The following is an 18,794-nucleotide window of genomic DNA, read 5'->3' on the forward strand; positions in this document are numbered from 1 at the left end:
TTATGTGGATCAAACGTTTTTTATGCGCTGGGATAGCGGCTCTGAGCATAATATCAGGTATGAGCTATTCAGATGATACCGAGCTCTATGTCTTTGAGTCCTCTGCCCGATCCGGTGCACGTCCTCAGGTGCTTATTATCTTTGATAATTCAGGCAGTATGGGGACTATGATTGAAGATGCGGAAGCATTTTATGATCCGAGCATCACTTATCCCGCCTCTGGTAGCGATAATTCATTGCAAGAAAGAATGGTCTATTTTACCAAAGGTGGTGTAGATAACTCGGCTATGCCTGTACCTGACAGTCCATCGGAAAGTCGGCGTTTTCTTGGTGAGATCAATGGCTGTGAATCTTCTTGGGATTATCTTAACAATTATGGTGTGTTCACCGGCTTTTTCAGAGAGTACTCATTCTCTGGTCAGAACGGAACTTGGCAGGAGGTGCCAGATAATAATGGTGCCAATATAACGATTATTGACTGTTTTGATGATATTGAGGGAGGAAAGTGGAAGAATGCGCCCGGTCAGCCAAATGGCTTCCCAATCGACAGTGCAGGAAATAAGAAAAATCCTGTTAGATATGAAGAGGTGGATAGTGGCTCTTCTAGTGCAGATTTTGATGCGGCTATAGAGAAAGCTAAGCTTACAGGGTTTGGTACTGGACAAACTATTACGCTATATACAGATAATTACCTAAGGTGGTTTCACGGTGATAAAGCGCTTGTGCCAAAATCAAGGTTAGAGGTCGCTAAAGAGGTCATAAAAAACACCATCGTGACTACACCGAGTGTTGATTTTGGTTTAGCAATATTTAACCTCAATTACCGTGATGAAGGGGATAGAGATGGCGGCCGTATCGTCTCCGGCATTAAAACAATGACAGAGGCCAATAAGGTGAGCTTATTGTCAACGATTGAAGGTCTACCAGCGTCGACCAACACTCCTTTATGTGAAACCTTATATGAGGCATATAGATACTTTGCAGGCAGAAGTGTTTATTTTGGTAACGATGATAAAAACTACAGCAATTGGTATCAAGCAAACCGTCCGCCTAGAGATACGAGCATAGAAGATGGTGGAAGTTATATCTCACCTTTTAAAGAGTGTCAGAATCGGGCCTATGTTGTATATATTACCGATGGTGTGCCAACGGTTGATAAATCTGCTGATAGTAAGGTGAAGGAGTTATCAGGAATTAGTAGCAGTGATAAGTTCACTAACACTAATCCAAGCTTTACTAGCTATCTACCTGCACTTGCTGGATGGATGAATACCAATGATGTTAATACCAATGCAGGTTTCCCTGACGACCAAAATGTGACCACTTTTACTATCGGTTTCAGTGAAGGAGCAGATGATGCCGCTCCATTGTTGACCAAAACTGCAGAGCTTGGCGGCGGTGAGTATTATTCCGCTAAGAGTGCTACACAGCTACAAGCTGCTCTTTCGCAGGTGTTCTCACAAATTTTAGAGGTTAACGCCAGCTTTACCTCTCCTTCAATTGCGAGTAATAATTTCGATAGAACTCAAACCTTCGATTCTGTCTACTACGCCATGTTCTTACCCAATAAAGGTCCCCGTTGGACTGGTAACCTTAAGAAGTTTAGGGTAACTGGAGGTGGCGATATTGTTGATAAAAATGGCGCTTTAGCCATTGGCTCAGACGGTAACCTTAAGTCATCGGCATGTTCATACTGGACACCAAATTCGGTTTGTTCATCAGCAAGTGACGGTGGGGACGGTAACGATGTAAGGACTGGAGGTGTTGCACATAAGTTAAGGACTGGCGGTACAAGAACATTATATGGCAACTATGGTAATGCTGGTGCACTTGAGCCTTTTACCAAGTCTAATGCTGCCAATGCTGCTGGCGGTGAGGCGGCCTTAGCCAGTTTCATGAAGACCGATGTTGATCAGTTAGATACCATATTTAACTGGGCTAAAGGTCAGGATGTTGATGATGATAACGGTAATAACAGCACGAGCGAGTTAAGGCAGGATATTGTCGGCGACCCGCTTCACTCAAAACCATTAGCAATTAACTTTGGTTCCAGTGCCGCTCCAGATATTAGAGTGGTGGTGGGGACAAACCATGGCTTCCTTCATATGTTCAAGGATACAGGCTCTGATGTTTCTGAAACATGGGCGTTTATGCCCTATGAGCTTTTACCAAATATCACTGAGTTAAGGGCAAATGTTCCAACGGGAGTGCACTCTGTCTATGGAATGGATAGTCCACCAGTTGCCTATGTTAAAACCGGGTCTGGCGGTATTGAAAAAGCTTGGATGTTTACAGGTATGAGGCGTGGTGGGAAGTCCTATTATGCTATTGATATTACTAATCCTGATTCGCCAAGTTATATGTGGAAAATTGATTCAGACAGTGCAGGTATGAGTGAGATGGGGCAAACTTGGTCTGAGCCCGTTGTCACGTTAATCCCTGGATGGCCAGCAGGAAATACTGATCCTGCTACAGCAGAACCTGTACTTATTTTTGGTGCTGGATATTCTCCATCGACAAAGGATGCGGCTGAGGTTGGAACCGCAGATAGTGAGGCTAGGGGAGTCTTCATTGTCGATGCTAAGACAGGCAAACTAATTCATGCGTTTGGACCGAGCTCAGGGACTAGCGTGACTCAGATGCCTGGAATTACTGACAGTGTACCAAACTCTGTCGCCGTGCTAGATGCCAATGGCGATCGTTTAACTGACAGAATATATGCTACAGATACAGGTGGTAATGTATGGCGAATGGACCTTCCGGGAGCAACACCTAAGAGCTCAACTAAACCTTGGACAGCATTTAAGTTTGCAGACCTTGGCGGAAGTACATTGGCAAGTGATAGGCGCTTTTTTGCGGAACCTGCTGTCGCGCAAACGGTCTTTACTAACTTATCTGAAGTTGATGTAACGATAAATGGTGAGACGACTAATACTAAGACCTATCAAAATGTTGCTTATGATGCTGTTGTTGTTGGTAGTGGGCACAGACCACATCCGTCGGATAAAAGTCGTAGTGACATGTTTTATATGCTCCAAGATAGAAATGTGGTTTCACGCTCCTTTAATGGAGCCGCAGGTAATGAGATCCCTGCAGCACTGACGCTCTCAGATCTATACGATGTGACTTCAACAGCTCCAAGTACCGATAGTGAAAATATCAGCTTTGGGCTTAAACGTGGTTGGTATTATGGCTTTGGCGGAGTGGGTGAGAAAAGTCTGGCTGGGGCCTCTATCATCGAAGGTCGAGTATTTTTCACTTCTTATGTTCCAGGTGATACATCGTCCAGTAATCAGTGTTTAGTGGCGGGGGTTGGCCGATTATATGGCTTTGATCTTCACAAAGGGACACGTTCCTACACCCATGAATATATTGAGATGGGTGAAAGGGTACCTGATACCCCACAGCTTGTTATTCCGCCGAATGGAGAAGGTGATAGCTATATGTACCTAATCGGAATCGGTGCTGCTGGTGAGGATATGAAAAAAGCAGGTGGTGACGGTGGCGGTGGCGACGGTTGTCCACCAGGGGATGATAAGTGTGTTGGTGGTGGTTTAGGTGTTAATAAAATTTATTATCATATCAATGAATAAGAGTGTTGGACTATGAAGAAAAAGCTGATGAAAGTGATGAAGGGGTTTAGTTTAATTGAGTTAATGATTGCTGTGGCGATTATGGGCATTTTAGCTGCGGTTATCTATCCCTCTTACACTGAGTTTGTGACTAAAGGTGGACGGGCCGATGGACTTGCAGCTGTGATGCGTGTGGCAAATTTACAAGAGCAGTTTTACTTAGATAATAGGCAATACGCGACAGATATGACTCAGTTGGGTTTAGATGCTGATCCTTTTGTTACTGATAATGGTCTATATAGCGTCGATTCAACGGGTACTACAAGTTTTGTCGTTGTTGCTACAGCGCAAGGTAAGCAAGCTAGTAGGGATACTGGCTGTGTAACTATTCAGATCAATGATATTGGAGAGAAATCTCCTGCGGAGTGTTGGGAATGATAACTAACGTACGCTTGTCCTATTTTATGGTCTTATTACTTACTGTATCTGGTTCTGTGCTTGCTGATAACACTAAGGGAGGTAAGAAAGATTATAAGTGTTACCTTCAAACCACTTCAGGGCATCAGATAGCGTTTTATGAGTGGAAAGAGAAGGAGGTTGCACTGCGCATGGCAAAGTTACCAGCTAGAAAGGTGCCTTCTAAAGGAGTAGGGAAAAAAGCATATATAAAAGATGTCGAAGAATGTGTTGAATTGGACCAGGAGTTTACTTTAGGCGCTGCGCAGAAGTTGGATGACATTACGCTAAAATAGCTTCCGAATGCTCTGCTTTGAGGTTAAAGAGGTTAAGTCTCAAAGCTGTTATATAGTAGCTATAAGCAATTGACGCTTGCGGTGCTGTATTTAGCTTTTCCTGATGGGCTGATTTCAATACCAAGAGACTCTTCACTGCTCTGGTTTCCAGGGCAATATACAAATAAACCAGATGTGAATGCTCCGGTCAATAGCCCATCAGGGCTATAACTTATTGAACTCGTATCGTATGAAACAAAGTCGCTGGAATTGATAGCACCTACCACTGTAAGTATCTCATCATTGCCGTCGATCTCATTAGCGACACCATTATCTAAAAATATTTTGTAGCCCTCGCTCCAGTCAGCAGTACAACTTCCAGAGACTACTGGGCACATAGTTACTCTTGAGCCGTAACTTACAGCGTGACTTCGGGCAAAGAGTAAAGATTGATTAACTTTACGGATCTCACTGTCACTACGGTAGCCCTCATATAATGCCTTTAGTGATGGAGCGCCAACACCAACTAATAGCATAGCGACGACCAGAGTCACCATCAGTTCAATTAAAGTAAATCCATTTATAGTCGCACGCATGACACTACCTTCTCTCTAATATTAACTCTAAGTATAAGCGAGAATAGGTGTTTTATCAGCACGAAAAAGCAACTATTTACAGCCAATATATTGACTTTAAAGGAACAATTGACTGCTAGCTTTTGCTGTTTAGGTGCTTGTTGCTACAAGGTTTTAGGTTAAGTGCATTCAATGACCTTAGCTTTAGAAAACCTAACTCTTCCAGATTGGTTAATTATCACAGCTTTAGATGATTCACTTTTAATACTTGTAGGGCAGTATTTTAATGTCCCGTTCGTACCTGAAGCTAAGCCATCAGGAAGGAACCTAACCGAGCTTCGATTGTATGTAACAAAGTCATGTTGGTAAAAAGGACTGGTCTTTAAGAGAATGACATCTTCTGCATCAATGGTGTTTGGCTCACCAGAATCAGTGAATACAGTGAGTCCAATCGTCCAGTCTTTACTGCATCTGTTATCTACAACGGGGCAAGTCGTTACCCTGACACCGTAGCTAATTGCACTATTACGTGCCAGTTGAAGAGCTTGTAATATGGTTCGAATTGAAGAGTCTGCTCTATAGTGATCATAGAGTGAGTTGAAGTTAGGCACTGCGACACTAATTAAGGTGGTTGTAATAACAAGTGTTGTCATGAGTTCAACTAAGGTGAAGCCTTTTTGTGGGGGCATATTCAATCCTTTGAATATCAGTCTTTTGGGGAGCAGCTATTTTGCTTGATAGCTGCCAGTGTTGCGTCCTGCATCACTTTTTAGCAAATGTACTCGCTTACAAGTAAGTATAGCGATTGATTTTAAACATATTTCATTAAGTTTAATAATGTTCAGTTATATGAACATTGCATTTATTTATTGATTGATATATTAACTTTGGTGATTTCAAAGCTCGTGATAAGCTTGAGCAATAATTCCGATAAATAACTTTTACCCTATAAAGGAGCATTTGATGAAAAAGGTCGAGGCTATAATTAAGCCATTTAAGTTGGATGATGTGCGTGAGTCTCTAGCGGAGATCGGCATTACCGGCATGACCGTTCTAGAAGTCAAAGGCTTTGGTCGTCAAAAAGGTCACACTGAGCTTTATCGTGGTGCAGAGTATATGGTCGATTTTTTACCTAAAGTAAAAATTGAACTGGTTATTCAAGATGAACAGCTAGATCAGGCTATAGAAGTTATTGTCGATACTGCCCGTACTGGAAAAATTGGTGACGGTAAGATCTTTGTGACCGAAATAGAGAGAGTGATTCGGATTCGTACTGGCGAAGAGAACGAAGAAGCGGTTTAACGCTTAGCTGTATAAGTCATATAAATAAAAAGGCGCTGCATTTGCAGCGCCTTTTTATTATTTGAGCACTAAAGTTCGTGATATAGGTCTACGAGACTTGAGATGATGAGTCTCTAATGACTGGCTCTGGAGTAAATATCTTAGCTTGGTCTGATTTTTGTGATCGCCTCTTGGCTATCAGCAGTTCAGTGGCCATTTGGGCTATTTTTTGATTAGGTTGGTGTACCGTTGTTAGCTTGGGCCAGGTTTGTCTGGAAAATGGACTATCTTCAAAGCCAACGATAGAAATATCATTAGGGATATCAACCCCTTCTAACCTTGCTGCAAACAAAGCTCCAGCCGCTATCTCATCATTACAAGCAACAATTGCAGTTGGCTTATTTGCTCTTTTAAGTAACGCTTTAGCGCCAGTAACACCTGATTCAAATGAATATTCACCCTCAATAATATTGTGTTTATCTATTGTGAGATTATTATCCACTAGTGCTTGAGTGTAGCCTGATAAACGAGCCTTAGTTGATTCGTGGTGTTGATCACCACTTAAAAAGGCAATATTTTTATGGCCTAGGTCAATGAGGTGTTGGGTAATGGATATTGCACCGAATTTGTCATTTACTAATACGGCTAAGCCAGTGTCGGCTTCAACTTTCTCTCCCGCGATAATCCGCACATAATTTGCATCAATTTTGTCTAAAGCTTGAAGAATTTTTGGGTCTTCAGACAGTGGCGGCGTTAATACCAAGCCTGCGAGTCTTGCATGCTTCACCATAGTGGTTAATTCATCACAAATGTTATCAGATTTTGCATTGCAGGGATGAATAAGCAGCTCATATCCTAGATCTTTGCATGACGATAAGATGCCGTTTTGCATATCAATAACATAATAAGCATTAGGGTTATCATAGATAAAGCCGATCACATAGGACTTAGTTCCAGCTAAGTTTCTTGCTGCTAAGTTTGGTTGATAATCAAGCTCTGCAATCGCTTTGTTGACCTTATCTATAGTGGCTTGCTTTACAGATGGTTCGTTATTAGTGACTCGAGAAACGGTTTTAATTGAGACTCCAGCATGTTTCGCTACATCATTTATTGTGACTTTCATACAACTAAACACTCATTTTATCAGTGTGTTAAGGGTAAGTTCTAATGCTTGTAAAGATGAGAGTACGCTGTCGGAGTTCAGGTTTACAAAGAACTTTTTTTCATTTTGTTACAGTCTATAGTGCGAACTTTTACTCTAATAAGCAATCGACAAATGTAATTTTCATCTTGTAAAAATATTTTTAATATAAGTAATAACTGATTATTTTCTCTCTGAACCCCACGTATAACAAAGGTTTAACAATTGCTCATTGAGCTCACGCCTGTAAAAAAAATGTTCAAACAAACCCGTTTTTCTTGTTTTTGGTTATTTTGTTGTGGCGTCACTGTTAAATATTGTGTAATGTTTGTACTAGACATGACAGCGTTGTCATTCCATTAGGGAATGGTTATGGATATTAAAAAAATAAAATAAAGTTATGGAAGGGAAACGAGATGCGACCATCTAATTTTAAGAAAAGTGTACTAGCTACAAATATAGCGCTTATGCTCGGTACTGCAGTATCTATGTCAGCTATCGCGGCTGAAGCTGACAGTGCTGCAGTCGAAGCTGATGAAAATATCGAAAAGATTGAAGTGCGTGGTATTCGTGCTTCACAACAGGCCAACCTGAACGCTAAGCGTTTTTCAGACGGTACTGTTGATGCGATTACAGCTGAAGATATCGGTAAGTTTCCAGATAAAAACGTTGCCGAATCACTTCAGAGAATTCCAGGCGTAACAATTCAGCGTCAATTTGGTGAAGGTGCTGGAGTTTCTATTCGTGGTGCTGGTCAAGACTTAACTTTGACAACATTAAATGGTCAGAATGTGGCGTCTACAGGTTGGTTTGTTCTAGAACCTGCAAAGCGTTCATTTAACTATGAGCTTCTCCCTTCTGAACTTGTAGGTGACTTAGAAGTTTATAAGTCGTCTCAAGCCGATCTTGCTGAAGGCGGTATTGGTGGTACGGTTATTGTTAATACTCGTAAGCCACTTGATATGGACTCTCTTACTTTTTATGCATCAGCTGAAGGTCAATATCAAAGTGATTCAGATGCTGTAGATCCACAGTTTTCTGCTCTAGGTACATGGAAAAACGACAGTGAAACTTTTGGTGTATTAGTTTCAGGTGTTTTGCAAGAGCGTAGCTTGCAGCGTCAAGGTAATGAAGCGTTTTGGGAGTGGGGTGCAGGTCCAGTTGCTTTTGAACAAGATCGTAAGCGTTCAGCTCTTACAGCTACTTTCCAGTATGCACCTACTGATTCGTTGAACTTTGTTTTCAACGCGATTGATATGCAAATGGAAGCAAATAACACTAACTATGCTTTATGGTTAACTCAAGGCGATACTTCTTGGGCAGGTGCTCCGGGTTCAGGTGCATGGGATGACACTACTTGGTTAGGTGGCTGTGGTTTGTGTGGTGGTGATGCACCCAGCGCAGATGGTTCAGGTACACAAGTTTCTGGTCCTTTGAATGTTGCTTTCTGGCAGGCTCGTCCTCGTGAAGCGACAATGAAATCACAGGTATTTGACCTGAAGATGGATTACGAAGGTGATGGCTATGTATTCACAACTCAAGTAGGTACTACGACTTCAACGGGTGGTACTGACTTTGAAATGGTTGTAGATGACGGCACTGGTGGTACGCCAATTCCTGGTGGCTCATATGATTTTACTGGTGGCAACCAAACTTGGGATACCAATGGATTTGATATGGCGACATATGATCCAGGTTCACTCAGTATGGGAACTGGCTCTAACTTTAACCGTACTCCAAAAACAGATGATGAAAGCTATATCCAGGCTGATGTTGAGTTTGATGTCGACCTAGGTGTCATTACAGCGGTTAAAACAGGTGTTAAATACGCTCAGCACAACACAACTTCTCGCCGTTATGAATATATTCAAGCTGAAGGCTTTGATACTTCAATAGCAACGAGCGGTATCTCTGCAGGAACAATTGATGTTGGTGCTGGTGACTACCAAATTGCTAAGTTTGACCCTGATGCACTTAAAGCTTGGGCTAAATCTAGCATTATTGGCGAGAATGAAGATTTAGGTTCATATCGTGAAGTAGATGAAGATAACTACGCAGCTTACGTCATGGCTAAATTTGGCACTGACGGCATGCGCGGTAACTTCGGTGTCCGTTATGCCGGTACTGAAGCAACATCTACCTATTATCAAGGTGGTAAGAAAATATCAGATGATGCGAGTTACGGTGAGTGGTTACCAAGCTTGAACGTAGTTTTTGATCTATCTGATGATGTCATTATGCGTGCATCTGCTGCACGAGTTATGGCTCGCCCACAGTACGATGATATGTATGTTAACCCTAATGTATTAGGTGCTGATGACGATCTACCTGATAACCAGTATTGGGTTGTAGGTAATATCGGCCTTAAACCATATGTTGCTAATCAAATGGATCTAGGTATTGAGTGGTACTTCAATGCTGACTCACTAGTTTCTGCTGGCCTATTCTGGAAAGACGTTAAGAACTTCGTAACGATCAATGAGTACCGCGCTGACAGTGCAGATATTCCATTTGAAGGCACTTTACGTCCGGATGAAGAAGCTGCAGGTTGGACCGTTCAAGAGAAGCAAAATGGTGAGTCTGCAATTATCCAAGGTGCTGAATTCCAATACCAACAAGATTTCGGTAATGGTTTAGGCTCAATTGTTAACTATACCTATACAGATACAGAGACAGGTGAAAACACGTATACAGATATGAATCCTTTCTTGAGTGATAGCTCAGAGCATTCATATAACGTAACGGGTTACTTTGAAAACGACCTTTTCCAAGTTCGCTTAGCTTATAACTGGCGTAGTGAATATATGATCCGTGAGCAAGGTTCATATGGAAACCGTTTACATGATGCATTTGGTAGCTTAGATTTAAGCGCGATTTGGCATGTTACTGATTATTTAGATATAAAGCTTGATGGTAATAACCTACTTGAAGAAGGTTCGGTTCAAACTGGTAACAATAATTTCCAGACAAACCGAAGTGGCTTCACGGCTGGTTTCCCTACATTTGAGTACGAGATGGCTCGACGCATTACTCTAGGGGCAAGTTTAAGGTTCTAATCTAATTAGAATTAAGGTATAAAAAAGGGGGAGTTTAACTCCCCTTTTTTGTGCCTATCAAATTGTATTTTTAATAAGAAGTCCAGATAAGGAACCATTCATATGTCAAATGAAATATCTCTTTTAGACCCAAGTAAACATGCAGATTTAAAAGTTAGTAAGCCTGACTTTTCACAAGTAGCTGATGAGCATATTTTACCTATTACTCTTCATGAATTTTCTCGTGCCGCAACTGAATATCCCATTGTTTTTGTAAAAAACAGTGAGACAGGAAAGTTTCAGTCTGTCGTGATGTTAGGCCTGAAGCCGGAACAAAATTTAAGCGTGGTAAACGGTGAGTGGGTTGGAAGCTATATTCCGAATGCTGTAAAGGATTACCCATTTGCTGTTGTATTGAATGCCGAGCAGCCAGATAAGATTTGGATTGGTATTAGAGAACAGAGCAAACAAGTGGGTACCGATGCAGGTGAACCTCTATTCAAGGAAGGAGAGGAGACGCCTTTCTTTAATCAACGTCGAGAGTCAATAGTCCAGCATTTTGAAGAGGAGCAAGCCAGCCAGTCCATTTTGCAGTTTTTGGCAGAAAAAGAGCTGTTTAGGCAGCAAACTTTAACCGTTACAGTTAAAGGTGAACAGCGTAACATTAATGGCCTTTATATGGTCGATGAAGCTAAGTTGAATGATCTTTCTGATGATGACTTTCTTGACCTTAAGAAGCGTGGATTACTGGGCCCAATTTACGGTCATTTAACTTCTTTACATCAAGTCAATCGATTAGCCAGAACGGAAATGTTGAGCGAGTAATGATTTGGAGGTCATTTGATGTCAGCTTCAACAAACCAGATTAAAAGCATCATCATTGTCGGTGGTGGAACAGCCGGCTGGTTAGCGGCTAATCATTTAGGTCGAAAGTTTTCTACTGCAGATGGCCTTCCAATTAAAGTCACCTTGGTTGAGTCTCCCACTATTCCTAATATAGGGGTTGGAGAGGGAACTGTTCCTATGATGCGTGAAACATTACGCTATCTTGGAATTGATGAAGGAGAATTTGTTACCTCATGTGATGCCACTTTTAAACAAAGTATCAAGTTTGTCGACTGGGTATATGACCCTAGTGAAGTTGAGAAGCATGAGTATCATCATCTATTCGACTATCCAACAGGTGATAACCCTGCTTTTTATTGGGGCAAAGTGCATGACCATAAGTGTAAGAGCTTTGCCGAAAGTGTATCAATTCAAGCCGGCGTAGCGGATTCTGGCTTGGCTCCCAAACTGATAACTCAACCTCAATATCAAGGTATAACTAGCTATGCTTACCACCTTGACGCAACTAAGTTTTCAGAACTCCTGAAAAAAAACGCTGTGGAGCGCTTTCATGTTTCTCATGTTGTAGATGATGTTGTTGACGTTGAGGTTAGTGTTGATGGGAATATCAGCCAATTATCAACGATGTCCAATGGTAAGTTAGTTGCTGATCTCTATGTTGACTGTACAGGTTTCAGTGCTCGCTTGATTGAAGGTGCTTGTAAGGTACCATTTGTTGATAAAAGTGATGTACTGTTTGTTGATTCAGCATTAGCTGTACAGGTTCCTTATGAATCTGCTGATAGCCCTATACCATGCTATACAATCTCATCGGCTCAAAAGGCGGGCTGGATATGGGATATAGGCTTGTCTCAAAGGAGGGGAGTCGGTTATGTCTACTCTAGCCGGTATAGCACTAGAGGTGAGGCTGAGTGTGAGCTACGGAAGTACTTAGGAGTAGGTGAAGAGGTTAGTTTTCGGCACATTCCGATGAAAATTGGTTACCGTCAAAGAGCCTGGCATAAAAACTGTGTAGCAATCGGCTTGTCTGCGGGTTTTGTTGAGCCACTTGAGGCTACAGGTCTGTTAGTGTTTGACGTCACTTCTCGGATGTTAGCTGAATGCATGCCCAGCAAACTGGAGGTGATGTCAATCTCTGCAAAGCAATTTAATAATAAAATCGCCAATACCTGGGAGCGGGTGATTGATTTTATAAAGCTACACTATGTTGCCTCTAAACGCTCAGATACTGCATTTTGGCGAGATAATAGAGAGGAGTCTAGTATACCTGACTCACTTAAAGAAAGACTTGAGCTATGGAATCATCAGTTGCCTAACCGGTACGACTTCACTTCGACATTAGATATTTTCAATTTAGAAAATTATCTTTATGTACTCTATGGCATGGACTTTAAAACTGACCTAGGTAATGAGCCTGTTTCAGAAGCGGGCTTACAAATGTACCAGAAACATCAAATAAATTTGGAGTCAATGCTAGAGCAAGGAAAAGAGGCCTTACTACCACACCGAGAGTTAATAGATAAAATTAATCAGTTTGGTATTCAAAAAGTATGAAGTAAGTAGGCTGGTGTTAGCTTTATAGGCTACTAACCTAAAGTTAACACCAGTTTGTCGCTTTAAAGAGCGGTCTGCTTTAAAAATTCACTATGAGTCATTGATGCCTTCACTGCTTGCTTTTGTTGCTCTTGCAATCTTTGCAGAGTGTTATGTAACTCTTTCTCTGTAGAGGGGAGGTTAATGCACGGGGTATGATCCATCCCATAGAGAATATATCGATAGTTCTCATCTGTGAATATTGTGCCGTAACCACCTGCTAAATCCATAAACTCACATGTTTTATGACGCCATAGTTCAATTTTTTCCTGTAAGCCATCTGCAAATTTCGCAGTCTGCTTAGCATGTTTCCAAAACTCAGTGTCTTCACGATCTGTAAGGCAGTAATGTAAAATAATGAACTGCCTAAGATCTTCATAAATTCCATTAATTGTTTTGTTATAAGAATCACGTACTGATTGGGGAGGATTTTTAGATGATAAGTGGGTAGCAAGTAACCGAGCACCAACGTTAACAAGATGAAGTCCAGTAGATTCAAGGGGCTCAATAAAGCCACCTGATAGGCCAATAGCAATACAGTTTCCTACCCAAAACTCTTTCCTACAGCCGATTTTCATATCTAAGTGTACAGTACGAATTATCTCTTGCTCATCACCCAAATGCTCCAATAATTCCTGTTCGGCTTGCTGTTTGGTTAAGCGATTACCATCATACACATATCCAGTGCCTTGACGGCTTGCGAGATCGATCTCCCATACCCAACCATTAGTTAATGCAGTTGCAACTGTGTATGGTTTAGGTGGTGTCCCTTCAGGGTAACGACGTTGAATAGCGACAGCTTTGTTGCAAGGCAGCTCCTCTTCAAATGATTGCCAGTTATTTTTCTTCACTTGCTCTATAAGAAGCCCTTTAAAGCCTGTGCAGTCAATATAGATATCAGCTGTATACTCTCCAGATTCAGTCATAATAGATTCGATACGGTTGTCACTAGTATTGATGTGAGTCACATTTGTTTCAATATGCTCAACTCCCGCTTCACAGGCTTTTCGCTTTAAAAATTGACCCATCAAAGTCGCATCTAAGTGATAGCCGTAGGGGACAATACCTTTATAGGGCGGAGAGTTTTTAGCTTTGGGGCAATGTTCATGCTTTATCAGCTCTGAAGAGATACTGGTTGCACTTGCAAAACTTTGATTTGATTGAGTGGCGCTTATCCAAGTCGTAGCGTTGTCTAAGGGACCCGCTGGACCTTGCTGTTCAAACGGATGAAAGTATTCGTGCGTTTGACCATTCTCAGGCTTCATCCAGTTACGAAACATGATACCTGTTTTTAAAGTGGCATTGGTTTCTCTGATGAGCTCATTTTCATCTAGCCCCATAGCCGCGAAGAGAAAGCGAATACTGTGAACTGTAGCTTCACCGACTCCAATCGTACTAATGTCTTTGCTTTCAATAAGTCTGATTTTTACGTCGCCACCAGATCGATTATAGAGTTGTTGCAAATACATTGCGGTTATCCAGCCAGAACTTCCACCGCCAACAATCGTGATATTCTTAATTGTTTCTGTTGTCATGCCTACCTCTCTACCTAAATAACCAATATTGCTATGCCAGATAAGATAATCCAGCCAGCGAAAAATACCTTAAGCCCTTTTACTGGAAGATAAAGCGCCAGTTTCTTAGCTAAGACGCCCCCGATAACAGCACCAGGGCCTGCAAATAACAGTACATTGAAATAGGCGTCACCATGTTTTGATAGATGTATAGGGCTCACAGACCAGACAGTAATAGCTGTGACAATAACACCAAGAGCGATAGCTAAGCTCGGCTCACATCTTTTTAAAAGCATATAGATAACAATGATTTCTCCAACCCCGACAGACAGCCAGGCGGTGATAATGCCACCTATAAAACTGATACAAGAGAGTTGAATCAGCTCACTTCTGTTTAACGAGGTGCGCAAATTTGTCTGCTTTAATGTCAAGCAGCTGTAGAGAATGGCAACACCTAAGACGATTGAAAAAATACTGAAGCTAAACTCAAGTGAGCTAGGGGGCTGAAATGAAAGTAGTTGAGCTGTCCAGATCCCGGCTACTGCAAAAGGTGAGGTGACACTGAGTTGTTTGATGAGCGCTTTGCGTACAGGAGACAGGTTATCCCTATTAAAATGAAACCACCAAGTTAATGCACCGGCGGTCATACCAAAGCACTGAATAGCAAAGGATGTCGATATACTTTGTTCACTGGTAAAGTTAAGGCTATTAAAGACTGGAATAAAAATGACGCCACCACCTGCGCCTGTGGAGTTTGCAAAGATTGCTCCAGTGATGCCTAGAAATAAGTAATGAAGGTAGTCGCGGATAAGTTCAATAGGGTCAGAGAATTGTAATACCCAGATAGACCATAAGCTAGCTAAACCTAGGAAGAGATATAGAGGTTTGGAGTTGAACGCTTTACTATTTTTGCCATGCTCACTCATCTTAGGTCCATTTTATTATTGTTTTTCTATTCGCCTAATTATCACACTAACACTTTTAATGATGTTATCAACTTTTGACAGCGTTGTCATATTTTAGTGTTGCACCTAGTTTGGTTGATTAAAATAAATAACTGCAACTTCTCTTGCTCTGTCTAGCTTGAGCAAAAAAGTTACTGCTGAATGTCAAAAAAATGTAGATATTCTGTTTGCTCTTGTGTATGTTTGTAAATGACAGCGTTGTCATCTGCTTGTGTGATGAGCTGTCTTGTAAGGTCTGCATGAATAGGAAGAGGTCTCCTGATTCATGTTATTGGCAGATGTATTTAGGTAAAACTTAATGACATCTGTGTTTGAAATTCAAATAGTCTCTCCCCAGAAACTAGAGTTGGCTAGATGCTTTGTCAGTAATTATAGTGATGAATCATCTAGCCTTTTTTTTATCTAATTTTTGAATGGTTAGGCAGGATTTGTATGTTTCATGTAACATATTTCAAACAAAATAGTGCGTTATGCTATTTACAGGTATTTTGTAAAACTCTATAAATGTCAGCAAGTTTGATCAGCTAAGCTAGGCTGAAAGTATTTAGCGCTGACGAAATAATAATTAGTCGTCCACAGTCTCAGGTGTGGCTTTCTCGATCAAGTAAGCGGTTTATTTTTGATTACAGATTGTACCTAGGGGAAAGATTGCTGGTCAGTTGACTCATTCAATGTCGACATGAGTTATCACCACAAAGAAAATTGGATCTAAGTTGAGGGATAAAATGAAGCTGAAGTTAATCACTGCCGCTATAACACTAGTGTTAACCACAAGTGCTTGCTCTGATGGAAAGGTTGAAACAAACCAGCAGGAGCTTGCTCAACAAAGCCAGTCTAAGCTTGATACTTTAGACCAAGAGCTGTTGACTGCGTTCGGAAATACGCTAGATATAAAATATCGGCTAGTGACGAATTATCCTGAAGGGTGCCCAGCTTCTGGTGTTGACGGCCGCTGTTTTATCGCTCAAATCGATCTTACCCCAGCAGTTGATCTCGCTAGTAATGACTGGTCAATCTACTATAGTCAGATGCGTCCGGTGCAATCGGTGAACTCAGAAGCATTTACCATTACACGAATAAAGGGGGATCTGCATAAAATTTCCCCTACCTCAAAATTTAGTGGCTTTAAAAAGGGCGAAACTCAGACTCTAGAGTTTAAAGGCGAGTTATGGCAACTTTCCGAAACTGATGCCATGCCGAACTATTATATTGTTGCTGGTGATTTAGAGCCTGTAGTTATTAAGAGCACACAAGTTGGCCGTGACAGTGAGACTGGTATGGAGTCACGTCCTTATGCCGTCTCTTTTACCGATGCTGAAACACAATACAGACGCAGTGACAGTGACAAGGTTAAGTGGGCAACACCTGAAGTATTATTTCAAGCCAATCAGGGAACCACATTGGAGCCTAAACTGGTTACAAACAGCATTATTCCTACGCCAGTTAATATCGAAGTCAGCTCAACCAACACACCTGTTTCGTTAAAATCTGGTATTAGCCTTAAGCTTAATGAAGTGAAGCGGCAGGCTGTTGACGCTGCACTATCTCGCCTAAGCCGTATCGGAGTCGATGAGTCGTCATCTGGGATGACAGTGTCTTTGCTTCCTTTTACTGAGGCTCAGGTCGCAGGTGCTTATCAACTTGATATAACAAAAGATAAAATTACTATTTTAGCGGCTGATGATGCCGGTTTTTCCTACGGCTTATCTTCTTTAGCGAGTCTAGTTGATAGTAAAAAACTAGCCATCAATACGATGAAAGTTAATGATGAGCCTAGATATGATTTCCGTGGTATGCATATCGATGTTGCCAGAAACTTCCACAGTAAGCAGTTTGTATTGGATATGCTTGACCAGATGGCGGCGTATAAGCTTAATAAACTGCACCTACATATGGCGGATGACGAAGGTTGGCGTCTAGAGATTGAAGGGTTACCTGAACTTACTGATATTGGCAGTAAGCGTTGCCATGATCTCAGCGAAACCACCTGTTTATTGCCTCAGTTAGGCAGTGGTCCATTTGCCGATACTTCAGTGAACGGTTACTACTCTAAAGCTGATTATATCGAGATTTTGAAGTATGCCAATGCCAGACAGATTCAAGTAATACCCTCTATGGATATGCCAGGGCATTCACGAGCTGCAATTAAGTCTATGGAAGCACGCTACCGTAAACTCGCCGCAACAGGCAATGAGGCTGGTGCTAACGAGTTTCGTCTTATAGACCCAAAGGACACAACCGTTTATTCATCAATTCAGTATTATGATGATAATACGCTCAACGTCTGTATGGAGTCGACGTTTCACTTTGTTGACAAAGTGATTGATGAAATAGCTAAACTGCATCAACAAGCGGGACAGCCATTGAGTATCTATCATATTGGTGCTGATGAAACTGCTGGCGCGTGGTTAGAGTCCCCATTATGTAAAGCATTTCTTGCGGATAATGCCCAAGGGGTTACCACTACTGATGAGTTTGGTGCCTACTTTGTTGAGCGGGTGTCTAATATTTTGAGTGACAAGGGGATTGAGCCTGCCGGTTGGAGTGATGGTATGAGCCATACTCGACCAGAAAATATGCCGAAAGTTTCGCAGAGTAACCTGTGGGACGTTATCTCTCATGATGGTTACCGACGTGCTCATGAACAAGCAAACCTTGGTTGGGATGCAATTCTTAGTACGCCAGAAGTACTCTACTTTGACTTTCCATATGAAGCCGATCCTAAGGAACATGGCTACTATTGGGCGAGCCGTAATACGAATGAGCGTACCTTCTTTGGGTTTATGCCAGGTAACTTGCCTGCAAATGCTGAGCAATGGACAGATATCCAAGGGCAGCCATTTGAAACCGATGACACTATCAAGCTTGATGAAGCGGGTAAGCGTACGAGTGGGCCGCTTAATGCCGGGGTTAACTTTGGTGGAATACAGGGACAGATCTGGAGTGAGACCCTCAGAAGCGACTCAGTTGTTGAGTATATGACATTCCCAAGATTGTTAATTTTAGCTGAAAGAGCTTGGCACAAACCTAGTTGGGAAGTGCCTTATCAGTATGAAGGCGCTGTCTATAATCAAAACAGTGGCCACTTTACTGAAAAAATGCGTGCCGAGCAGGCGAGTCAGTGGTCAGTAATTGCTAATACTTTAGGCCAAAAAGAGTTAGCAAAGTTAGATTTGGCTGGTATTGAGTATAGAGTGCCAACAGTCGGCGCCCATATCCATGAAGGTAAGCTATTTACTAATGTTATCTATCCAGGTTTAACAGTTGAATACCGGGTCAATGGTAGTGATTGGCTTATTTATCATTCACCTATAGCTGTTTCTGGTGAAGTTGAAGTTAGGGCTGTTGCTGCTGATGGCAAGAGAAAAGGGCGCTCCTTAATAGTTAGGTAACAAGGTGGTAACAGGTGTGGCTGCATCTATTTATCAAATGTAGCCACGCTCAACTCCCGCTGCTGTGGAGTTTCAAGCTTTAATTCATCTTATTTTATAAGCTGAAAGAAAATAAATGACAACGCTGTCATTTGTGTTGTAACATGAAG

The 18,794-nt window shown here is 41.7% G+C and carries 13 protein-coding genes; 8 read left to right on the forward strand and 5 right to left on the reverse strand.

Annotated elements, in window-relative coordinates:
• Positions 1 to 2: 2 nt before the first annotated feature.
• From BM736_RS01485 to BM736_RS01495, 3 genes are read left to right on the forward strand one after another with little or no spacing between them, the layout of a single operon-like run.
• Positions 3 to 3,593 carry a pilus assembly protein gene (locus BM736_RS01485; protein WP_076407827.1) on the forward strand — a complete coding sequence of 1,197 codons (3,591 nt, stop codon included), beginning with the start codon at positions 3 to 5 and terminating at the stop codon, positions 3,591 to 3,593.
• Positions 3,594 to 3,620: 27 nt separating this feature from the next.
• Positions 3,621 to 4,010 (forward strand): type IV pilin protein, encoded by a 390-nt coding sequence (locus BM736_RS01490; protein WP_076409799.1) that lies wholly within the window; start codon positions 3,621 to 3,623, stop codon positions 4,008 to 4,010.
• A complete protein-coding gene (locus tag BM736_RS01495; protein WP_076407830.1) occupies positions 4,007 to 4,324 on the forward strand; it encodes a TapY2 family type IVa secretion system protein in 318 nt (105 codons plus the stop codon). Before BM736_RS01490 ends, BM736_RS01495 begins: the two co-directional genes overlap by 4 nt.
• A gap of 59 nt (positions 4,325 to 4,383) precedes the next feature.
• Here the strand turns inward: BM736_RS01495 and BM736_RS01500 are convergent, their stop codons facing one another.
• Positions 4,384 to 4,899 (reverse strand): GspH/FimT family pseudopilin, encoded by a 516-nt coding sequence (locus BM736_RS01500; RefSeq protein ID WP_076407832.1) that lies wholly within the window; start codon positions 4,897 to 4,899, stop codon positions 4,384 to 4,386.
• A 158-nt stretch (positions 4,900 to 5,057) separates the two neighbouring features.
• Positions 5,058 to 5,567, reverse strand: a complete 510-nt coding sequence (locus BM736_RS01505) for a GspH/FimT family pseudopilin (protein WP_143562293.1) — start codon at positions 5,565 to 5,567, stop codon at positions 5,058 to 5,060.
• Between the two features lie 274 nt (positions 5,568 to 5,841).
• On the opposite strand from BM736_RS01505, the gene BM736_RS01510 reads away from it, so the two are divergent.
• Positions 5,842 to 6,180, forward strand: a complete 339-nt coding sequence (locus BM736_RS01510; RefSeq protein WP_076407836.1) for a P-II family nitrogen regulator — start codon at positions 5,842 to 5,844, stop codon at positions 6,178 to 6,180.
• Between the two features lie 88 nt (positions 6,181 to 6,268).
• Here the strand turns inward: BM736_RS01510 and BM736_RS01515 are convergent, their stop codons facing one another.
• Entirely contained in the window at positions 6,269 to 7,282 is a 1,014-nt protein-coding gene (locus BM736_RS01515; protein ID WP_076407839.1) for a LacI family DNA-binding transcriptional regulator, read from the reverse strand.
• A gap of 434 nt (positions 7,283 to 7,716) precedes the next feature.
• Between BM736_RS01515 and BM736_RS01520 the strand changes: the two genes are divergently transcribed.
• The 3 genes from BM736_RS01520 (at position 7,717) to BM736_RS01530 (ending at position 12,735) form a co-directional block, all read left to right on the forward strand.
• Positions 7,717 to 10,356 carry a TonB-dependent receptor gene (locus tag BM736_RS01520; RefSeq protein ID WP_076407841.1) on the forward strand — a complete coding sequence of 880 codons (2,640 nt, stop codon included), beginning with the start codon at positions 7,717 to 7,719 and terminating at the stop codon, positions 10,354 to 10,356.
• A gap of 102 nt (positions 10,357 to 10,458) precedes the next feature.
• On the forward strand, positions 10,459 to 11,160 hold the full coding sequence (locus tag BM736_RS01525) for a SapC family protein (protein WP_076407843.1): 702 nt from the start codon (positions 10,459 to 10,461) through the stop codon (positions 11,158 to 11,160).
• An 18-nt stretch (positions 11,161 to 11,178) separates the two neighbouring features.
• The gene (locus BM736_RS01530) at positions 11,179 to 12,735 is read left to right on the forward strand and encodes a tryptophan halogenase family protein (protein WP_076407845.1); all 1,557 of its coding nucleotides are present in this window, start codon (positions 11,179 to 11,181) and stop codon (positions 12,733 to 12,735) included.
• A gap of 62 nt (positions 12,736 to 12,797) precedes the next feature.
• On the opposite strand, the gene BM736_RS01535 is transcribed toward BM736_RS01530, so the two are convergent.
• Entirely contained in the window at positions 12,798 to 14,309 is a 1,512-nt protein-coding gene (locus BM736_RS01535) for a tryptophan halogenase family protein (RefSeq protein ID WP_076407847.1), read from the reverse strand.
• Between the two features lie 14 nt (positions 14,310 to 14,323).
• Positions 14,324 to 15,214 carry a sulfite exporter TauE/SafE family protein gene (locus BM736_RS01540; protein WP_076407849.1) on the reverse strand — a complete coding sequence of 297 codons (891 nt, stop codon included), beginning with the start codon at positions 15,212 to 15,214 and terminating at the stop codon, positions 14,324 to 14,326.
• Positions 15,215 to 15,978: 764 nt separating this feature from the next.
• Between BM736_RS01540 and BM736_RS01545 the strand changes: the two genes are divergently transcribed.
• On the forward strand, positions 15,979 to 18,645 hold the full coding sequence (locus BM736_RS01545) for a family 20 glycosylhydrolase (RefSeq protein ID WP_076407851.1): 2,667 nt from the start codon (positions 15,979 to 15,981) through the stop codon (positions 18,643 to 18,645).
• The last annotated feature ends 149 nt before the right edge of the window (positions 18,646 to 18,794 follow it).

Origin of the sequence: Shewanella sp. UCD-KL12, from assembly GCF_001957125.1 — a bacterium.
Lineage (GTDB): Bacteria > Pseudomonadota > Gammaproteobacteria > Enterobacterales > Shewanellaceae > Shewanella.

Bases quoted from the DNA above. Each gene is read 5' to 3' on its own strand.
- BM736_RS01490 (WP_076409799.1), top strand. From the start codon at position 3,621: ATGAAAGTGATGAAGGGGTTTAGTTTAATTGAGTTAATGATTGCTGTG.
- BM736_RS01540 (WP_076407849.1), bottom strand. From the start codon at position 15,214: ATGAGTGAGCATGGCAAAAATAGTAAAGCGTTCAACTCCAAACCTCTA.
- BM736_RS01525 (WP_076407843.1), top strand. From the start codon at position 10,459: ATGTCAAATGAAATATCTCTTTTAGACCCAAGTAAACATGCAGATTTA.
- BM736_RS01515 (WP_076407839.1), bottom strand. From the start codon at position 7,282: ATGAAAGTCACAATAAATGATGTAGCGAAACATGCTGGAGTCTCAATT.
- BM736_RS01545 (WP_076407851.1), top strand. From the start codon at position 15,979: ATGAAGCTGAAGTTAATCACTGCCGCTATAACACTAGTGTTAACCACA.
- BM736_RS01485 (WP_076407827.1), top strand. From the start codon at position 3: ATGTGGATCAAACGTTTTTTATGCGCTGGGATAGCGGCTCTGAGCATA.
- BM736_RS01530 (WP_076407845.1), top strand. From the start codon at position 11,179: ATGTCAGCTTCAACAAACCAGATTAAAAGCATCATCATTGTCGGTGGT.
- BM736_RS01510 (WP_076407836.1), top strand. From the start codon at position 5,842: ATGAAAAAGGTCGAGGCTATAATTAAGCCATTTAAGTTGGATGATGTG.
- BM736_RS01520 (WP_076407841.1), top strand. From the start codon at position 7,717: ATGCGACCATCTAATTTTAAGAAAAGTGTACTAGCTACAAATATAGCG.
- BM736_RS01495 (WP_076407830.1), top strand. From the start codon at position 4,007: ATGATAACTAACGTACGCTTGTCCTATTTTATGGTCTTATTACTTACT.
- BM736_RS01505 (WP_143562293.1), bottom strand. From the start codon at position 5,567: ATGCCCCCACAAAAAGGCTTCACCTTAGTTGAACTCATGACAACACTT.
- BM736_RS01500 (WP_076407832.1), bottom strand. From the start codon at position 4,899: ATGCGTGCGACTATAAATGGATTTACTTTAATTGAACTGATGGTGACT.
- BM736_RS01535 (WP_076407847.1), bottom strand. From the start codon at position 14,309: ATGACAACAGAAACAATTAAGAATATCACGATTGTTGGCGGTGGAAGT.